This is a genomic window from Rhizobium aouanii (assembly GCF_037002925.1).
Lineage (GTDB): Bacteria > Pseudomonadota > Alphaproteobacteria > Rhizobiales > Rhizobiaceae > Rhizobium > Rhizobium aouanii.
Window position 1 is genome coordinate 209,915 of the sequence record NZ_JBAMYD010000004.1, and the last position, 17,906, is coordinate 227,820.

17 protein-coding genes are annotated in these 17,906 nt (G+C 60.7%); 11 read left to right on the forward strand and 6 right to left on the reverse strand.

The features are described from left to right. The 7 genes from V8P77_RS09020 (at position 1) to V8P77_RS09050 (ending at position 6,809) form a co-directional block, all read left to right on the forward strand. Complete coding sequence (locus V8P77_RS09020; protein WP_335911887.1) at positions 1-756, forward strand: hypothetical protein; 756 nt, start codon at positions 1-3, stop codon at positions 754-756. Further along, positions 749-2,035 carry a DUF4350 domain-containing protein gene (locus tag V8P77_RS09025; RefSeq protein WP_335911888.1) on the forward strand — a complete coding sequence of 429 codons (1,287 nt, stop codon included), beginning with the start codon at positions 749-751 and terminating at the stop codon, positions 2,033-2,035. The genes V8P77_RS09020 and V8P77_RS09025 overlap by 8 nt, the downstream gene beginning before the upstream one ends. Before the next feature lie 87 nt (positions 2,036-2,122). Next, positions 2,123-3,079, forward strand: a complete 957-nt coding sequence (locus V8P77_RS09030; RefSeq protein ID WP_025397722.1) for an AAA family ATPase — start codon at positions 2,123-2,125, stop codon at positions 3,077-3,079. Next, entirely contained in the window at positions 3,080-4,399 is a 1,320-nt protein-coding gene (locus V8P77_RS09035; protein ID WP_335911890.1) for a DUF58 domain-containing protein, read from the forward strand. It begins immediately after the preceding gene. Continuing rightward, positions 4,399-5,475, forward strand: a complete 1,077-nt coding sequence (locus tag V8P77_RS09040) for a stage II sporulation protein M (protein WP_335911891.1) — start codon at positions 4,399-4,401, stop codon at positions 5,473-5,475. Before V8P77_RS09035 ends, V8P77_RS09040 begins: the two co-directional genes overlap by 1 nt. Further along, complete coding sequence (locus V8P77_RS09045; RefSeq protein ID WP_335911892.1) at positions 5,472-6,371, forward strand: RDD family protein; 900 nt, start codon at positions 5,472-5,474, stop codon at positions 6,369-6,371. The genes V8P77_RS09040 and V8P77_RS09045 overlap by 4 nt, the downstream gene beginning before the upstream one ends. A 111-nt stretch (positions 6,372-6,482) precedes the next feature. Further along, positions 6,483-6,809 (forward strand): hypothetical protein, encoded by a 327-nt coding sequence (locus V8P77_RS09050; protein WP_335911893.1) that lies wholly within the window; start codon positions 6,483-6,485, stop codon positions 6,807-6,809. A gap of 294 nt (positions 6,810-7,103) precedes the next feature. Here the strand turns inward: V8P77_RS09050 and V8P77_RS09055 are convergent, their stop codons facing one another. After that, positions 7,104-7,982: an FkbM family methyltransferase gene (locus V8P77_RS09055; protein WP_335911895.1), complete on the reverse strand. Its 879-nt coding sequence runs from the start codon at positions 7,980-7,982 to the stop codon at positions 7,104-7,106. Then, positions 7,982-9,700, reverse strand: a complete 1,719-nt coding sequence (locus V8P77_RS09060) for an adenylate/guanylate cyclase domain-containing protein (protein ID WP_335911896.1) — start codon at positions 9,698-9,700, stop codon at positions 7,982-7,984. Before V8P77_RS09060 ends, V8P77_RS09055 begins: the two co-directional genes overlap by 1 nt. A gap of 179 nt (positions 9,701-9,879) precedes the next feature. On the opposite strand from V8P77_RS09060, the gene V8P77_RS09065 reads away from it, so the two are divergent. After that, positions 9,880-10,968 (forward strand): glycosyltransferase family 4 protein, encoded by a 1,089-nt coding sequence (locus V8P77_RS09065; RefSeq protein ID WP_335911897.1) that lies wholly within the window; start codon positions 9,880-9,882, stop codon positions 10,966-10,968. Then, complete coding sequence (locus V8P77_RS09070) at positions 10,968-11,753, forward strand: polysaccharide deacetylase family protein (protein ID WP_335911899.1); 786 nt, start codon at positions 10,968-10,970, stop codon at positions 11,751-11,753. Before V8P77_RS09065 ends, V8P77_RS09070 begins: the two co-directional genes overlap by 1 nt. Here the strand turns inward: V8P77_RS09070 and V8P77_RS09075 are convergent. The 3 genes from V8P77_RS09075 to V8P77_RS09085 form a co-directional block, all read right to left on the reverse strand. Next, on the reverse strand, positions 11,710-12,585 hold the full coding sequence (locus V8P77_RS09075) for an alpha/beta fold hydrolase (RefSeq protein WP_335911900.1): 876 nt from the start codon (positions 12,583-12,585) through the stop codon (positions 11,710-11,712). The two genes, V8P77_RS09070 and V8P77_RS09075, sit on opposite strands and share 44 nt — an antisense overlap. 24 nt (positions 12,586-12,609) lie before the next feature. Beyond that, complete coding sequence (locus tag V8P77_RS09080; protein ID WP_335911901.1) at positions 12,610-12,984, reverse strand: GFA family protein; 375 nt, start codon at positions 12,982-12,984, stop codon at positions 12,610-12,612. A gap of 127 nt (positions 12,985-13,111) precedes the next feature. Further along, positions 13,112-13,942 (reverse strand): MBL fold metallo-hydrolase, encoded by an 831-nt coding sequence (locus V8P77_RS09085; protein WP_335911902.1) that lies wholly within the window; start codon positions 13,940-13,942, stop codon positions 13,112-13,114. Between the two features lie 507 nt (positions 13,943-14,449). Between V8P77_RS09085 and V8P77_RS09090 the strand changes: the two genes are divergently transcribed. Further along, positions 14,450-15,118, forward strand: a complete 669-nt coding sequence (locus V8P77_RS09090; RefSeq protein ID WP_335911903.1) for a GntR family transcriptional regulator — start codon at positions 14,450-14,452, stop codon at positions 15,116-15,118. 72 nt (positions 15,119-15,190) lie between these two features. Continuing rightward, the gene (locus tag V8P77_RS09095) at positions 15,191-15,865 is read left to right on the forward strand and encodes a GntR family transcriptional regulator (RefSeq protein ID WP_335911904.1); all 675 of its coding nucleotides are present in this window, start codon (positions 15,191-15,193) and stop codon (positions 15,863-15,865) included. Positions 15,866-15,874: 9 nt separating this feature from the next. Here the strand turns inward: V8P77_RS09095 and V8P77_RS09100 are convergent, their stop codons facing one another. After that, positions 15,875-17,770: a bifunctional sugar phosphate isomerase/epimerase/4-hydroxyphenylpyruvate dioxygenase family protein gene (locus V8P77_RS09100; protein WP_335911906.1), complete on the reverse strand. Its 1,896-nt coding sequence runs from the start codon at positions 17,768-17,770 to the stop codon at positions 15,875-15,877. Between the last annotated feature and the right edge of the window lie 136 nt (positions 17,771-17,906).

The window sequence follows — 17,906 nt, forward strand, 5'->3', positions numbered from 1 at the left end:
ATGGCCATCCGCAACCTCGGCCTGCTGGTGGCTCTGTTGCTCGCCACCTCAGCTCAGTTTTCGCCCGTACAGGCGCAGGATAGCGACAGTCAGCAGGTGGGCGGCGGCGATCATCAAAGCAGCGCCGCCGGAGCCGATTATGCCTCGCAGTGCCAGCTGAATGGATTGCGCTGCACGCTCGTCTATGGCGACGCCTCTGTAAAGCCCGAACCGGCGTCGAATACGACCAAATCGTCGCCACAACGCAAGCCGTTGATGATCCCGCGAGAGCCGGTCGTCAGTGGTCCTCTGGCGGTTGCCATCGTGCTTGTCGGTCTCATCGTGGCCGTCGGCTTGTGGATACGCTTCGGAAATGGCGGGGTCTTGCTCTCGTCTGCTCCACGCGACATCAAGCGGCAGGGTGAGGCGCCGGAAAGCTGGCGCACATCCGCAGACGAAGCCGAGGAAAAGCCGAGCGACTTCCTGCTACGCATTGCCGCCATGGCGGATCGCCGGCAGGCGCTGGTCCTGCTGCTCAGACATTGCCTGCTTCACGCGGCTGATGTGACCGGAACGCGGCTTTTCCGCTCGGATACGGAACGGGCCGTTTTCGCCCGCCTGCCTGACAATATGCCCGACCGCGATCGCCTCGAAAACTTTCTGACTGCGGTGGAACTCGTTCATTACGGCGGCCGCACGCTCGCGGAAAGCCATTTCGGTGTCCTTCTCACGACGGCGCGCGGTTTGCTGTCTTCGGGCAGAGTGACCAATGCGTAATTCGGGCCCTCTTCTGTTTCTGGGGCTGTTGCTTGCGCTGGCGGCGCTGGCAGTCTTTGCGCTTTCGCGCGGCAGCGATTTCGACCGCTCGCCGCTTGGCAACAAGGGGTTGGAATCGTGGCTGCAATCCAAGGGGATTCCTGTCGTCCGATCCGATCCGCATGTCGCTCCGGCGCGTTCGGAAATCTCGCTGCGGATCATTCCCTTGTCGATACGCCAAGCCGAGGCCGTCGCACCTCGGGCAAACGAAGAAGCGGATGACGCAGGCCCGGAAAGCCCGATCCGGGAGTCGAACCGCTATGCCCTGCCGACGTTGATCATTTTGCCGAAATGGCGCGGCAGCGTGTCAACGGATGGCGTTGCCAGCACATCGAGACTGGTCGATCTCGCCGATATCGGCGGCGAACTTGATAAGATCGGTTATTCGGATTTTGGCTTCGCCCGTAGCAGCACCGATTTTGAAGAGGCACAGCCGCAGCTGAAACCCGGCCAGGCCATCAAGATCGCCCTCTATCAGGCGCAAACCTTCGAACGATCGAGCCTGCCGAGTGGTTGGGAGGAACTCGCGGGCACGCCGTCGGGCGCACTGCTCCTGCGTGGCGAGGACGACCCCAACGTCTATTTGCTGTCGGATCCGGACCTGTTGAACAATCACGGATTGGCTCTCGCCGATAACGCCTCCTTTGCCGTGTCGCTCGTCACGCTGTTGCGCGGTCCGGGCGAGAAACGGCCGGTCTATCTGGATACGGCCGGCTTGCCTCTGGATAGCGAGAAACCGGTGGATGAGGGCCGGACTTACGAGCGCTCCGCCTCCGATTTTAAGCGGTTTTTCACTTATCCGCTGTCCGTCATCTGGGGAGTGCTGCTCGTCGTTGCGGCCATTTGTTTCTGGCGCGGCGCCCATCGCTTCGGGCCGGCTTTGCCCGAGGCATCCGCAAACACCGAGCTGTCGAAGACCGCCGCGATCGAGGCCACGGCGCGTCTGTTGCGCCTTTCAGGCAATGATGGTCGGATGACCGGACAGTTCGTGCTCCATCTGCTTGCGGACAAGGCGCAACTGATCTTCGGCCCCGGAGCCGGAAACGAGGCTGGCATAGAGCGGCTGTTTCAACGCTTGGCGCGGCGCGATCAGGCTGCGGCGAAGGCATTGCATTCGTCAGCGCAGGCGCTGATCGATCGTGGACATCGGATGACGCGGGCGGACCTGCACCGCAATCTCGAAATTTTTAGAAAATCGCTAGAACAGGATGATTTTAGGCCAGGTCGGCCTAAAGTCTGAATCCTGTTCTAAATTAAAGAGTTAGAGCATGATGTCGCCCGAAAACTGCTTACACTTTTCGGCATCATGCTCGAGGGAGCACTGACCTTGGATCTAGGTGAATTTCGCACTCTTATCGCTGCGGTTCGTGGCGAAATCGGCAAAGCGGTGCAGGGGCAGGATGCGATCATCGATCTCGTCCTGATCTCGATCTTTGCCGGCGGACATTGCCTGGTCGAAGGTCCGCCCGGCACGGCCAAAACCTTGCTTGCCCGGTCGGTCTCCGCCGCCATGGCGCTGCAATATAGACGCATCCAGTTCACGCCAGACCTGATGCCCGGCGATGTTCTGGGCGTCAATCTCTTCAATTTCCAGACAAATCAATTCCACCTGACCAAGGGCCCGGTCTTTACCGACATTCTTCTCGCCGACGAGATCAATCGCGCGCCCCCGAAGACGCAATCGGCTCTGCTGCAGGCGATGAACGAGCGAATGGTCACGCTTGACGGGACCGATTATTCCCTGGGGCCGGATTTCTTCGTGCTTGCCACGCAAAACCCGATCGAGCAGCAGGGCACCTATCCTCTGCCCGAAGCACAGCTCGATCGCTTCCTGTTCAAGCTTGTCGTCGATTTTCCCAGCCGCGATACGGAAATTGCCATCCTCTCCAAACACGCGACGCAGGCGCTGAAATCAGACCTGCGCAATGCCGGCATCCGTCCGCTTGTCACGAGTGCCGCACTTGCCGAGGGGCGGGCGCTGATCGATGCGATCCATCTGGACAACACGATCCTGACCTATATCGTCGACCTGGTGCGCGCCACGCGCTCTGATCCCGACATTCTCTACGGCGCGTCGACCCGCGCGGCCGACGCTGTTGCATCGGCAGTGCGCGTGCGCGCGGCTTTCGAGGGAAGGGATTACGGCTTGCCGGATGATGTCCAGGCGCTGCTGGTGCCTGCCTTGCGCCATCGCATCGTGCTTTCGCCCTCGGCGGAAATTGACGGGCGCACGCCGGACGAGGTGCTGCGCAATATCATGAACCGCGTGGATGCGCCCCGTTAAATGCGGCCATCCTCCACTCTGATCGCGCTCGTTCTGATATCCGCCGCGGTGACCGTCTTCACTAGCGTGTGGTGGCGCGACATGAGCTACCTCTTGCTCCTCATGTGGCTTGCGCTTGCAGCCCTGACGGTCGCCGATCTGGTCATCTCCAACCTGGCGGGCAGGATGACGATCGATTTCGATCTGCCGCCGCAAGGCTTTGTCGGCCACACCACCGCGTTTACGGTCGGCATACGGCCGCAGAAGCGCGCGCTGCCTCAGAAAATCGAAATCCGGCTCGATCTCGCTCCCGAACTTATCGTCGACGAAATCAGGTGGCTCAACCCTGCATCGGGTGTCGGAAAAGCGGAGGTCAAGGCTTCTCTGGACCTTCATCTGACCCGGCGAGGACGATACGCGGTCAACGAGCTGTGGCTGAAGTGGCCATCGCGGTTGAAGCTGCTCGAGATGATCGCGACGATGCCCGTCGGAAAAGAGATCGCCGTCCAGCCCGACATATCGCCGGTGCTGTCGGGAGCGATCAAGACCCAGATCCTGCCGCTGGAGGCCGGCCAGAAGGATTTGCGGTTGCGTGGCGAGGGATCGGAGTTCCACCAGCTGCGCGAATTTGTAAGCGGCATGGATCCGCGCAGCATTGATTGGAAGCGGTCGGCGCGCATGCGCAGCCTCGTCGTGCGCGAGATGCGGGCCGAGCGAAACCACCAGATCATCCTCTGCGTCGATTCCGGACGGCTGATGGCCGAACAGCTTGCCGGCTTCACGAAGCTCGATCGCGCCATCAATGCGGCGCTCGCCATGTGCTGGGGCGCAGGCCTCGCCGGCGATCTCGTCGGCTTCTACAGCTTCGACAGTCGTCCGCGCCTGTTTGTGCCGGCCTTGCCCGGACGAGCGGCCTTTCCGCGGCTGCAGGCGGTGTGCGCCGGGCTGCGCTACGAAACCCAGGAGACTAACCATACATTGGGACTGACCCACCTGTCGGGACGCCTGAAGCGACGGTCGCTGATTGTGATATTCTCCGATTTCGTCGACACCATTACGGCGGAGCTGATGATCGAGAACATACAGGTGCTCGCCCGGCATCACTTCGTCGTCTATGTCGCCTTGCGCGATCCGATGCTCGCGAAGCTCATCGAACCTGAGGAAACGACGCTCGATGCCGTCGCTCGCTCGGTTGCGGCGCGCCAGATCCTTCAGGAGAGGCGCGCCGTCATGGAAAAGCTGGCGCGTCTCGGCGTGCTTTGCCTCGACAGCACGCCCGAGGCACTGACCTCGGATCTCATTGCGCGCTACATCGAAATCAAATCCCGTGAGATGATATGATGGATATCGGTATCGACGGCAGGATGGACAAGGGCGCGACAGTCAATGTCAGCGCCAGCCACAACGATACGCTTCGCTCGGCCCGTTTCCGGCTGGAACGCGAGGCGCACTGGCGTCAACTGGACGAACTCGTGACGCGTGCCGAGAAAGGGGGCGCGGCCACGCTCGGCTATGACGAAGTCCGCAATCTCGCCACCGGATACAGGCAGGCGATGAACTCGTTGAGCGTGGCGCGCGATATTTCTCTCGATCGCGCCCTGATCGCCTATCTGGAAAGCCTCTGTGCCCGGGCCTATCTCGTCGTCTACGCTCCGCAGGAAAGCCTGGGCGGCCTGATGTCGCGCCTGCTGTCGCACGGCATTCCCCAGGCGGTGCGGCGCTCGGCCCTGCCTTTGTTCATCGGCTTCCTGGCGCTCATTTTGGGCGCGCTGGCCGGATACAGGCTCTGCACCAACGACCCGAGCTGGTTCTATACCTTGGTGCCGCCGGAGATGGCCGACCAGCGCACGCCTGATGCCTCGACCGATTACCTCCGCTCGACCATCTATGGCGATGAAGGGCATGACAGCGACCGGCTGGCCGCATTTTCCGCGTTTCTCTTTTCCCACAACACCACCATCGTCATCCTGATCTTCACCCTCGGCGTTTTCGTGTCGGTGCCGAGCTTCATCCTGACCTTTTACAATGGTCTGATCCTCGGCGCGTTCTTCGCGATGTTTAATCAGAGGGGTCTGGGCTACGACGTCTTTGCCTGGCTCTCGATCCACGGCGTGACCGAGCTTGCGGCCATCGCCATTGCCTGCGCGGGTGGGGCAAGGCTCGGCCTTGCCGTTCTTCTTCCCGGTGCCAGAACGCGAAAGGAAGCTCTGCGTCACCAGGCGCATGATGCCGTCAAGCTCGCCATCCTGGCGGCGCTGATGCTCGTTGCCGCCGCCTTCATCGAAGGATTCCTGCGCCAGCTGATTCAGGATCCGCTCTGGCGCATCGTCATCGGATGGGGGATGGGCCTCTTCTGGGTAGGTTGGCTGCTGCTTGGAGGCCGCCAAAGCAAGGCTTCGCGTGAGGCCATGCGATGAGCCAGTCAGTGACGGACGGCAGCCACGTCGAGCAGTTCATCCCGCCGGAGGGCGTCCCGATCACCTTCGCCATTGCCTCGATCGGAACCCGTTTCGGCGCGCAATTCCTCGACATCGTCTTTACTTCGATCATCATATTCATCGTTGCTATCGTCATCCTCTTTACAGGCGTGCTGCCCATGACGGCGGAGGCGATGCTCATGGTGATGCTCGGTTTTTTGGTGCAGACCCCCTATTACATCCTCTCGGAGCTCATCTGGAACGGACGCACGCTCGGAAAAAGAATCACGGGCATCCGCGTCATCAACATGGACGGACGGCGGCTGACGCCGCACCAGGTGACCGCACGCAACCTGATGAAACAGGTGGAGATTTTCGCCCCCATGGGCCTTTTGGCTTCGGTTGGCACCCAGTCGGCCTGGGAAAACGGTCTGACGATCCTCTGGCTTCTGGCGGTGGTCATCGTCCCCTTCACCAACCGACGCCGGCAAAGGCTCGGCGACATCATTGCCGGCACCCTGGTGGTCGACACTCCACGTTCCGTGCTGCTCGCCGACCTCGCCCTGTCTGCTCCTGCCGCCGTCTCGTCGCAGGCGGAATTCGAATTCCTGCCGGAACATCTCGATGTCTACGGCAAATATGAGCTGCAGACGCTGGAGGACGTGCTTCGCGACTCGACGAAGACAGCCAACCATAAAGAGATCGAACAGATCGTGCGAACCATTACCCGGCGGATCCGGTATCCTGACACCGTGAAGCCCGGCCAGGAGCTGCTTTTCCTCAACGACTTCTACCGCGCCCAGCGCGAGCATCTGGAGAGCTTGAAGCTTTTCGGAACGCTGCGGGAGAACAAGTATCATGAGCATGCGCGGACGGAGGCGAAGAAGCTTGTTTGAGGGGCTACCGATCGAACTGTGAAAGAACCGTGGTTTTGAACTGCAGCCCATTGACTGCGGAAATTCGGGAATTTGTATTGTGTCCAGAGATTGTAATTCAGGGATGATATAATGAAGCTTCTTATCCTAGGCGCGGTCGCGCTTATACTTTCTGCCACAGGTCACGCTCAGGCCGACGATCGCACAGCCGCAACAGCAAACTCCTTTCGGGCTATCACCAAATCGGCATGCGGTTTCAACATGACGCCAGCATCGGCAATGAGGGCTGCAACCATTCTTGGAATGCTGGATCTTCGCGAGCCATTGATTCCGGCGATGTTGGAAGTTTGTAAAGAGGAAATAAAAGGAAACAAAAGTAAAACCATTGAGATTCGGGTTCCCGACAACCACAAAGTGATGCGGAAAGTCCTGCTTGAAAGGGCCAAGTGGTGGCAATGATGCCGACTTCGTGGGTGGCATCGATGGCGGCGACGAACAAGGTGGTCGGCGCCCCGGCGTCAGCCATACGCTGGTGATGAACGCTGACGCCGGAATGCGTCGCTCCGATAATGAAAGGCGTGCCGTGTGGCCCCCATCCGACCCTGCGGGCCACTTTCTCCCCGCTGGGGAGAAGGGGGAGTAAACCGCTGCCGCTTTTTTCCAAGGCAGACGTTGAAGCGGGGCGTTGCCACAATTCTCTTCTCCCCAGCGGGGAGAAGGTTCCGGCAGGCGGATGAGGGGGCCACAGGGCCCCTACGGCAAAAACAGCACGTTGTACTGATCGAACTCCTCTGGCAACTCGCGGACCTTCATCTCCACCTCGCGGTCCTCGAAGAGGACAAGGCAATCCTCGTAGAAGCCTGAGAGCATGGATATGAAGGCTTTCGTTCCCTCACGCCCGTAGAAGAGCGGCGTGAACTCCATATAGAGCGGCACGCGGCGGGCAAGCAGCGGCTGCATCGAGCGGCAGGCGACCGGCTCGTAGCCCTCGATATCCATCCAGACCAGGCCGATTGAGACCGGATCGACCGAAAGTCCGGCAAGGATTTCGGAAACCGGCTTCACCGGCACGCTGATCTTCCTGTCGCTGGGGCTCTGGCGGATGGCGCTGCTCTTGCCGTGATTGTTGAGGTTGAGGAAAAAGTCGATCTCGCCTTCGTGCTCGCCGGCGGCGCAGTTGACGAGGCGGACCTTCTCCTCCAGCCGATTCTGGCGAATATTGAGGGCAAGGAGCGGGAAATTGCGCGGATCGGGCTCGATGCTGATGATCTTGATGTAGGTGTCGCTGAGGGCGAAATAGACGGTCTGGGTGCCGATATTGCCGCCGATCTCGAGCAGCGTCGCGTCCTTTCGCAAGAGGCCGCGCTCGCGCAGGATGACGATCAGCCGGTCGACGGCCTCGCGCTCGAAATGGCCCTTCCGGAACACCTTGCGACCGATATAGTCGGCGGGCGAGAAGGTCATCAGGTGGTCGCCGGCATCGACCGTCATCGAGACGACGCGCGGGCCGATATTCTCGATCAGCAGGCGGCGGCCGAAGCGGGTGTCGAAGAAGCGCGAAGCGGCGGCATTGCGCGCCTTGCGCAGCCGGCGGCTCCAGTATTTGGCGGTCAGCCAGGGCTTGCCGGGCATCAGGTTTTTCCTTCGAGCGGTTCTGCCGCTTTCTCTCTCGGAATGACGTAGACTTTCAAGGGCAGGGCCCGGCCGCGCACACTGATTTCACGGCTTTCGATGCCGGAAAGATCAGCACCCGAAAGGTTTGCCACCGGTTCGGAGATGACGATCGCCGCTTCGAACTCCTTGGCAGCGCTTTCCAACCGGCTCGCAACATTCACGGTATCGCCGATCGCCGTCATGCTGCGCACCCGGCCATATCCCATCGTGCCGACGACGGCCGGGCCGGTGTGAATGCCGATTGCGATGCGCAGCGGCAGTGCCAGTTCGTCGGCCAGCTCGGCGGCGAGTTTCTCGATCTCGGCGACGATCGCAGCTGCCGCGGCGAGCGCCTGGCGGCAGGCTTCCTCCGGCGCGGTGTTGAGCCCGAAGAGCGCCATGGCGCCGTCGCCGATGAACTTGTCGAGCCGCCCGCCCGACTGCTCCACCGCCTTGCCGATGATGGCGAAATAGCGGTTCAGCAGGAAGACGACGTCGAAGGGCAGGCGGGTTTCCGTCAGCGTGGTGAAATGGCGGATATCGACGAAGAGCACGGCGATCTCGCGCTCGCGGCCGGGGCTCGTCTCCTGGCTGTTGGCGGGAAGGGCAGCCTCGATCGCCGGCACGAGAAGCGGCGCGACGGCAACGTCGCGGTTCGGGCGAAGCTGGCAGGCGAGCCGGACATCCGGGCCGGCATTGATGCGTTTCAGCGTCGTTTGCTCCATCTTGTCGGGGGCAGGCAGGCTTTCGTAATCGCCGAGGATCTGCACGCGGCAGGTGGAACACTGGCCCTTGCCGCCGCAGACGGAATAATGCGGCAGGCCGCCGAGCCGGCTCGCTTCCAGCACCGAGAAGCCGCGCGGCACACGGATCACCTCGCCGCCTGGATAATGCACGGAGACCTGGTCGAGCCGCTCCTTCAGCTTGCGCCGGGCGCGGGCGGCGACGACGATGAGCAGCGAGGCCGAGAAGGCGCCGTAGAGCCCGGCGCGGATCATGGCGATCTGACGGTGAACTTCCGGATTCGAGGCGTAACGGGTGTTGACGCCCTCCTTGTAAGTGCTGACCGTCATTGACTGCTGGTAGGAAGGGTCGGCGAGCGTCCGGCCCATTTCGACGAAGCCCAGCAGCGCGAGCACCGGCACGAGGATGGCGAGCGCCAGCATGAGCGGTGCGAAGTCTGAGTACCAGGAGCGGTAGCGCAGCCAGAAATGGATGCCGATGCAGCCGTGGATCCAGACGGCGACGAGGGCAAGCGCCTGCCGCGCGCCATTCGCCGGAGACCTGATCCACAGCGAACCGACGACCGTTTCGTAATCATCGATGTAGCCGTAGAACTCGTGGGCGATGCGCGTGCCAATGACATGATCGAGCAGAAGCAGCGGGATCATCAGGCCGAGCACGATCTGCGCCATTTCCCCCTTCGGCATGACCAGGCTGCGGCGCATATAGATGGCGCGCAGCACCAGCGCGATATGGATGAGCACCGACGAATAGAAGATGGCGGTCCCCAGAGGATTGCGCCAGATCGCCAGAAAGAGATGGGCGGCCTTATCGGCAGCGGCGACGGAAATCAGGCCAATCGCATGGTTCGACAAATGCAGCAGGACGAAGATGAAAATGACGAGGCCGGAACCGAGCCTCGCCCTTCTGATCGTACGCTCCGAAAAAATCCCTGTGGCCGAGACCGTCGTCATTCATTCCCGTTCTTGTCGATGTAACCGCAGGCCCATAGAGATTGGGAAAGAGGCGGAATTGCTTCGATCGCGATCACATTCCATATGCTTATGCGCAAGTTTTCGGCAAAGGGACAATAGCGGAATTTTCCCGACAGGCGCGAAAGTTGTAAACAGTGTGTCTTACCTGAGGTGTCCCAATGCGGGTGGCTTTCTACGCGCCGATGAAATCGCCGAACCATCCGGTGCCCTCAGGCGACCGGCTGATGGCGCGGCTGTTGATCCGGGCGCTGGAGCTTGGCGGGCATCAGGTCGACGTCGCCTCCGAATTCCGCACTTATGTGTCTACACCGGAGGCGGCAGCCGCGCTCGAGCCCGCCACCGGCGCCGAACTGGAGCGGCTGCGGCTGACATGGCAATCCGCGCCGCGGCCGGAACTCTGGTTCTGCTATCACCCCTATTACAAATCGCCGGATCCGTTCGGGCCTGCTATCTCTGCCGAATTCGCCGTTCCCTATGTCACCGCCGAAGCCTCCTACGCGGCAAAACGCGACCGGACCGGCTGGGCCGCTACCCAGAAGCGCGTGGGCGAGGCGATCATGCAGGCGGCGGTCAATATCAGCTTCACCGAGCGCGATCAGGCTGGGCTTGCAGCCGCCTTTCCGCAAGCGCGGCTTGCCGGGCTGAAACCCTTCATCGACACGGCGCTCTTCGAAAAGGCGTCGCCGGTACCCGATCCGCGCCGGCTGATGACGGTCGCGATGATGCGGGCCGGCGACAAGATGGACAGTTATGCGATGCTCGCAACAGCATTGCGGCTGATCGAAGACCGGCCCTGGACGCTTGCCGTCATCGGCGACGGTCCGATGCACCAGGAGGTGCAGGCGCTGTTTGCCGATCTTCCCGGCCGCATCGAATGGCTGGGCGAGCGCAATGCCGTCGAGATCGCCGAATTGCTCGGACGCGGCGGCATCTATGTCTGGCCTGGCTGCGGCGAGGCTTACGGCCTTGCCTATCTGGAGGCCCAGGCCGCCGGCCTGCCCGCCGTCGCGCAGGAAACGGCAGGCGTGCCCGCGGTGGTCGAGGCTGGCGTGACCGGTCTGCTGACACCGGATGGCGATGTCGCCGCCTATGCCGAGGCCGTGGCTGCCCTGCTTGACGACAGGCAAAGGCGTGACGCCATGGGGCAGGCGGCGCGGCGCTTCGTGCTCGGTCAGCGCTCGCTTGCGATGGCGGCGCAGGTATTGAACGGAATTTTGCGGGACAATGCAGCAACAGGAGTGACGTGATGACCGACGGGATAGCCTGGGAGCCGCTGCGCCGCGAGCTCGACCGCTGGCAGGCCGCCGGCCGCGTGGCGCGCTTGTGGCTGCGGGACGACGATGCGGTAGAGCCGACGCCTGATCTGGAGACGCTGCTGGCGCTGACTGGCGAAAGCGGGGTGCCGCTGGCGCTTGCCGTCATTCCCGGCCTGACCGGCGAAGCCTTGGCCGTGCGGCTGGCGGAGGAGGCGGGCGTCGCGGTCGCGGTCCATGGCTGGTCTCATACGAACCATGCGGGGCCGGAGCGGAAGAAGCAGGAACTCGGTGGCGAACGGGCGGCGGAGGCCGTGCTCGGCGAATTGGGTGAAGGGTTCCGGTTGCTGGAGCGGCTGCATCCGGCTCGCTTCCTGCCAGTGCTGGTGCCGCCGTGGAACCGGATCGATGCGGCCCTCATCCCGGCGCTGCCCGGCCTCGGATTTGCTGCCCTTTCAGTCTATGGGCGGGCAAAGCAGGATGGGCCGATGCCGCTGCTCAACACCCATATCGACATCATCGACTGGCACGGCACGCGCGGCGGACGGAGCGCGGGGGAATTGGTGGCCGAGCTGGTGGCGGAGCTTGGCGACCGATTTACCGGCAGCGACGAGCCCATCGGCGTGCTCTCGCACCATCTGGTGCATGACGCGGCCGCATGGGATTTTCTGTCAGCCTTGTTTGCGACGACAGCCCGGCATCCCGCCGTCCGCTGGTCGCCGGCGTCGGCACTTCTCAAGGCTCAGGCGCGTGAACCCGTTCAAGGAACTCGCGCATGAGTGCCACGACATCATCGAGATGCGTCTCGAGCAGCCAGTGTCCACCGCCGAGCAGATGGAGTTCGGCATCCGGCAGATCGCGCAGATAGGCCCGAGCCGATTTTTCCGGCATGTAGTGGTCGTTCGGCCCCCAGACGATCAAGGTGGGCGGCCGGTATTCGTTGAGGTATTTGCGGTGTTCCGGAAACCAGGCCCGGTTCTCCTTCAGTCCGGCGATCAGGTCTACGGCGAGTTCCTTGCGCTTCGGGGTGATCAGCGACCAATGCAGCTTCCAGAGATCGGGCGGGATCGTAGCGGCCAGAGGAGGCGGCAGATCGTTGAGGAATTCCTCCTTGAAAGCCGCTTCGCTGATCGCCTCCGCCAGCACCTTCCTCATCTCCGATCTCGGAAGCGTCCATGTCGCCTCGATATCCGCATATTTCGGTCCAAGGGCATCTTCATAGGGGATATCGCCATTCTGGATGATCAGCCCCGCGATGTGCTGTGGGGCTCTGATCGCCAACCGGGCACCGATCGGCGAGCCGAAATCGTGGAGGTAGAGGACGAACCGGTCGACATTCATCGCAGCGACAAAGGCCTCCAGCCAGGCAGCGTATCCATCGAAACTGTAGTCGAAATTGTCGGGGGTGCCGCTGTAGCCCGCACCCGGGAAATCCGGCGCAATAAGGCGCCAACGGTCGGCAAGGCGCGGCATGAGATTGCGAAACTCATAGGATGAGCAGGGATATCCGTGCGGCAGCAACAAGACCGGCGCATCTTCCCGGCCGGCCTCGCGGTAAAAAGTCTCGACGCCTGCAACCGTCATCCAGCGATGTCGGACGAGAGTGACCATCGGGAAGCTCCTCAGAACCGTTCTTCACTTTCGGTCTTCGTCATACTGCTCGGCGCCTTCCACCGGTCGCAGCCACGGCTCGCGGCGTTTGATCCAGAGTTCGTAGCTCGGCACCAGAGGCGTCGGGGCCTCGGAGAGGATGCCAAGCTTGATTTCCGCCTCCTGGTCATCGGCGGAAAACAGGCGCGAACCGCAACTTGTGCAGAAATGCCGACCTTGGAATGCGGCGGTTTCCCCTGAATGTTCGAATTGGCCGGCGGGCCAGATCCCATAGAAGGTAAAGGCCGAACCGCTTTCCTGCCGACAGTCCGTGCAATGACAGATCCCAACGCGTAAAGGTTCGCCTCGGACGGAAATGCGCACCTGCCCGCAGAGACACTTTTCGGAAAGCACGATCATGACGGATGCCTGTCTCGATGATTTTGCGCTGCCGGGGAAACGACCCGGCCCGGCATCTGTTCCGTTGACGACACGGGAATGCTCAGTTCGACGTATGCCCACCTGTCAGAGAACCTTCGGCAGCCTGCTAGATCACCACGGTCTGATTGTCGCGGGCGGCAAAAGATTCGGGGAAGGCGGCCTGCGCCTGAGTTTCCATCTGCGCCAGTTGTTCGTCGGTGCGGGAAGGGGCGTGGTGGAACAGCGCGAAGCGCTTGGTGCCTGCCATTTTCGCAAGCTCGGTGCCATGCTGCCAGGTCGAATGGCCGAAGCCCTTGAAACGCTGCATCTCGTCTTCATTGTAGGTGCAGTCGTAGACGACGAGATCGGCGTCCCGCATCATCTCCAGCGAGACCGGATCATAGCTGCCGGGAGTATGCTCGATGTCATAGACGAGAGCGACCGAACGACCCTGCCATTCGATGCGGTAGCCGATGGCGCCGCCCGGATGGTTCAGCATGAAGGTCTTGATCTCGATGCCCGCGTGGGGGTTCAACACCTGACCGGCATGGAAATCGCGGAAGTTCATCGTCGCCTGACAGATGTCGGTCTTGACGGGAAACCAGGGCGGGCTGATGAACTGCTCGACCATTTCCCGCGTGCTCATCTTGCCATCGAGATGCCCGGACCAGATGTTGACGTTAATCGACGGATAATAGATTGCCTTGAAGAAAGGCAGGCCGATGATGTGATCGTAATGGCAGTGGCTGAAAAAGAGGTCGACGTCGCTGACGCTGTCGGCGAGCATCGAAAGCCCGGCCTCGCGCAGGCCGGAGCCTGCGTCGAAGATCATCCTATGTTCTCCGCAGCGAATCTCGATGCAGGAAGTGTTACCGCCGTAGCGATCGAACTCGGGGCCTGACACGGGAATACTGCCGCGGACGCCCCAAAATTTTACCTGAAACAGTTCTGTCGTCATCGTTCTTCAAACCGGCCTTCCCGCATCGCCATCGTAGTCATAGTTCGTCTCGATGCGAAGCAGCAGAATTCCACGGGTTTGTCTGTTCCCCTTTGTATTCTCCCAACCGCTAGCGGAAGAAGAAGTAGATTTTCCTAAGCAATCGGCTTTCGGCTCGGAAAGCAAGCCAGTATGGTTGGTTTTCGGTAAACGCGCTGCTGAGGGTGGGGACATTTTCCCGTAAGTCATGCCTATTAGATGGTTGCGCGCGATTGAAAAAACAATTGCCGCCAAGTTTAGCCGAAAGTCCAATTTTAAGAGCAGCACGAAAGCCGGCGCCAAAGTGCCCGGCCCGACAGCATGGGCACGTTATTGTGGTCAGGCCCTGCCGACCCGACCTCTCCCGCGTTCTCCGGGAAAACCTGCATCATATGAGAAAAGTGGGGTTCCTCTTCTGCGAATGTTTCCTTGATTGAGAATGCCAAAAAGAGATATATCCGACGATACAGGAAATATAAGAGACTCGCCATGCTGCAGCCGGTTATCAACGAGACCATTGCCGAGAGCAGCTACAGGCGCATTCGGGCCGACATCATTTTTGGCAGGCTGGCTCCCGCACAAAAGTTGAAGCTGGAAAGCCTGAAGGAGTCCTACGAGACCAGTATCAGCACACTTCGGGAAGTGCTGAACCGGCTGTCCTCCGAGGGGCTTGTCCTCGCCGAGGGGCAGAAAGGTTTCGAAGTGTCCCCGGTATCGGTTTCAGACCTCAAGGAGACAGCGGCGCTGAGGCTTCTGCTGGAAACACATGCGCTGGAGCAGTCCTTCGTGCATGGCGACGTGGAGTGGGAGGCTCCCCTGGTATCGGCGCATTACAAATTGGCGCGGATGGAACAGGTGATGGCCTCCGGCGATACCAGCAGGGCCGAGGACTGGAAGCGCTACGATTGGGAGTTCCACCAAGCGCTGATATCCGCCTGTGGATCGAAACTGCTGATGGAGACGCATTCGGTGATCTTCGACAGATATCTCAGATATCAGATGGTTGCCTTGTCCTATCGAGGCGATGTCGCGGCCAATGAACATCAGCAGCTTTTGGATGCTGCATTGCGACGTGACGCAGAGACGGCCAAGCGGGTGCTTGTCCTGCATATCCAGGGCGGGGTCGAACATGCGCTGGCAAGAGGAACGCTGAAATAGAAATGATCCGGACGTTTCTCTCGAGCTTTAGGTCCACTACGCAAATTGCATTTCGGCGAACCAGGAAAAGCCATGCTCAAGCAAGTCCATGACCCGGCTGAAACAGTAAGCGATGTCGTCTTCCGGCAGATCCGCGAGGATATCATATCCGGGACATTGCCGCCGGGGACCAAGATCAAGCTGGAGCAGGCAAAAGAACGTTACTCCATCGGCATTTCATCGCTGCGCGAAATCCTGAGCCGCCTGACCACGGAAAACCTCGTTGTGGCCGAGGGGCAGCGTGGTTTCGAAGTCAGCCCCGCTTCGCGCCGCGAACTCCTCGAGCTCGCCGACCTCCGAATCGTTCTGGAAACGCATGCGATCGGCCTTGCCTTCGCTGCCGGAAATCTTGAATGGGAGGGGCGCATCGTCGCCGCCCATCACAGGCTGGCCGCCGCGGAACGCAAGCTTCTCGCGGGCGATGTCTCGCGGACGGTCGACTGGGTTCGATACGACTGGGAGTTCCATCAGGCGATCGTCTCGGCCTGCAATTCAGCGACGCTGATGGCGACATTGTCGTCCGTCTTCGACCGCTTTCTTCGCTACCATATGCTGGCCGAAAGTTTTCGCGGCAAGCCCGTCGTCGATGACCACAAGCTTTTGTTTGAACTTTCCATTCAGCGCGACGTCGCTGGTGCGACCGACGTCGTCAGACGGCACGTTCAAAGCGGCGTAGAACATGTGTTGAAGAGCGGCCGCATTCTCTAAACCAGGACCTCAAAAGGCATCTTTCGGAATTCCCTCCGGTCGCATTTGTTTCTTTAGAGCGGCGATCCGGAAAATTGCGTTCGGCGCACCGTAGCCGCGGTAGCCGCGGCGCTCGACGATCTCGAAAAAAAAGCCCTCTCCATAGGTTCCGCTATAGAGCTGGAAATATTCGCCATGCTCGTCGCGGTCATAGAGGATGTTCTCCGCCTTCAGCCGCTCGGTCAATGCAGGATCGAGGCCGAAGCGTGCTTCGACGTCGTCGTAGTAGTTCGGCGAAATGTGCAGCGATCTGAAACCGCAAACACGAAGGTTTTCGGCGGTTGCAAAGATGTCGTCGGTCGAAAACGCCAGATGCTGGATGCCGGCCCCGAATTTCTCGGCCATGAAATGTCCCGCCAGAGTGCGGCGATTTTCGGCGCCGTTCATGGTGATGCGCAGCGCCCCGGTGTCGTTCTCGACGACCTGACTGCGCACCACCCCGGCTGGATCGATGATATCGACCATCGGCGTCTTCCGCGTCTCGAAAATGGACGTGTAGAACAGAAGCCAGGTGAGCATTTCATCGTAGCCAACCGTCTGGGCGACGTGATCAACGCGCAAAAGGCCTGCTGACGACGTGTCGTTGTCGTCCGTGACCGGCTGAAAGTCGATTTCGGAGAAGCGACCCAATGCGCTCTTGTCGTCGATGAGATAGACGATCCCGCCCCCGACACCCCGAATGGCAGGCAGTTCAAGCTCACCGTCTGCGACAGGTTGGATGAATGGCTCGGCATCCAAGGCGAGCGCACGCTCATAGGCTTTTGCCGCATCGTCGACGATCAGGGCCATGGCATAGGCAAAAGTACCGTGAACGGCGTAGGCGGCGTTCGCGAATCCTGCCTGATCAACATTGACGAGGATGCGGATCTCGCCCTGCTCGAAAAGCGAGACCTTTTTCGTGCGGTGGATTGCCGTCCTTTTGAATCCGAGGGTGCGCAGCAATGCAACCAACTCGACCTCATCCTGTTCGTCCGTGGCGAACTCGACGAAGCCGACACCCTTGACGGAAGGCCTTTCCGGCATCGCCGCCCCGGTCATGCTTCCGATGCCGAGATGGCGTCGTACCTGGTCGCCAAGATAGAGCAGCGAGCGGTGGCCATCGGCCGCAATCGCACGCGACAAACCGCCTCGAAACTGATCGTTGAAAATCTCCAGGGAGAAATACCCGTCATAACCTGTCGCCGCGACGGCTTCGGTGAATGCCGTGACGGGAAGATCGCCTTCACCCGGCATGTTTCGGAAGTGACGGCTCCAGTAGAGCAGGTCCATGTCGATATCAGGGGCATCGGCAAGCTGGACGATGAAGATTTTCTCTTTGGGAATCGAGCGGATCGAATTGACGTCGATCTTGCGCGACAAAGTGTGGAAGCTGTCGAGGATAAGACCGACATTCGGATGATCGGCACGACGGACGATCTCCCAGGCGTCGCGGTGGTCGCTGATATGGCGGCCCCAGGCAAGCGCCTCGTAGCCCACCCTCAGTCCCCGCCGGGCAGCACGCTCGCCAAGTTCATGAAAGTCCGCCGCCGCACGGTCGATGCCGCCGATAGCGGCCGGCGAGACGTTGGAGCAGACGAGCACCAGATCCGTTCTAAGCTGCTGCATCACGTCGAACTTCCGCTCCGCGCGGTCAAACGTGCGGCTTCGCAGCGGCTCCGGCATTCCCTCGAAATCACGGAACGGCTGAAACAGGGTGATCTCCAGGCCATGGTCGCGGACGAGTTTTCCGACATCGGCCGGGCTTCCGTCGAAGGCAAGGAAATCATTTTCAAAGATCTCGACGCCGTCGAAGCCCGCTCGGGCGATCGCCTCGAGCTTCTCCGGAAGTTCGCCGCTGATCGTTACAGTCGCAATCGAGGTCCTCATGTCAAAGCCCTTCCGATATCCGTACGAGATTGAACGAGCGCCGAACACTGGAAATCGCTCGCTACTATTATGGCAAATGTCGTGAGGAATTCAAATAGCGTGTCTTATTATAAATTCTCATATGATTTTTAAAAAC

Coding starts and splice junctions, on each gene's coding strand:
- V8P77_RS09095 (WP_335911904.1), top strand. CDS start 15,191: ATGCTCAAGCAAGTCCATGACCCGGCTGAAACAGTAAGCGATGTCGTC.
- V8P77_RS09035 (WP_335911890.1), top strand. CDS start 3,080: ATGCGGCCATCCTCCACTCTGATCGCGCTCGTTCTGATATCCGCCGCG.
- V8P77_RS09075 (WP_335911900.1), bottom strand. CDS start 12,585: ATGGTCACTCTCGTCCGACATCGCTGGATGACGGTTGCAGGCGTCGAG.
- V8P77_RS09060 (WP_335911896.1), bottom strand. CDS start 9,700: ATGACGACGGTCTCGGCCACAGGGATTTTTTCGGAGCGTACGATCAGA.
- V8P77_RS09085 (WP_335911902.1), bottom strand. CDS start 13,942: ATGACGACAGAACTGTTTCAGGTAAAATTTTGGGGCGTCCGCGGCAGT.
- V8P77_RS09100 (WP_335911906.1), bottom strand. CDS start 17,770: ATGAGGACCTCGATTGCGACTGTAACGATCAGCGGCGAACTTCCGGAG.
- V8P77_RS09065 (WP_335911897.1), top strand. CDS start 9,880: ATGCGGGTGGCTTTCTACGCGCCGATGAAATCGCCGAACCATCCGGTG.
- V8P77_RS09040 (WP_335911891.1), top strand. CDS start 4,399: ATGGATATCGGTATCGACGGCAGGATGGACAAGGGCGCGACAGTCAAT.
- V8P77_RS09080 (WP_335911901.1), bottom strand. CDS start 12,984: ATGATCGTGCTTTCCGAAAAGTGTCTCTGCGGGCAGGTGCGCATTTCC.
- V8P77_RS09020 (WP_335911887.1), top strand. CDS start 1: ATGGCCATCCGCAACCTCGGCCTGCTGGTGGCTCTGTTGCTCGCCACC.
- V8P77_RS09055 (WP_335911895.1), bottom strand. CDS start 7,982: ATGCCCGGCAAGCCCTGGCTGACCGCCAAATACTGGAGCCGCCGGCTG.
- V8P77_RS09045 (WP_335911892.1), top strand. CDS start 5,472: ATGAGCCAGTCAGTGACGGACGGCAGCCACGTCGAGCAGTTCATCCCG.
- V8P77_RS09070 (WP_335911899.1), top strand. CDS start 10,968: ATGACCGACGGGATAGCCTGGGAGCCGCTGCGCCGCGAGCTCGACCGC.
- V8P77_RS09025 (WP_335911888.1), top strand. CDS start 749: ATGCGTAATTCGGGCCCTCTTCTGTTTCTGGGGCTGTTGCTTGCGCTG.
- V8P77_RS09090 (WP_335911903.1), top strand. CDS start 14,450: ATGCTGCAGCCGGTTATCAACGAGACCATTGCCGAGAGCAGCTACAGG.
- V8P77_RS09050 (WP_335911893.1), top strand. CDS start 6,483: ATGAAGCTTCTTATCCTAGGCGCGGTCGCGCTTATACTTTCTGCCACA.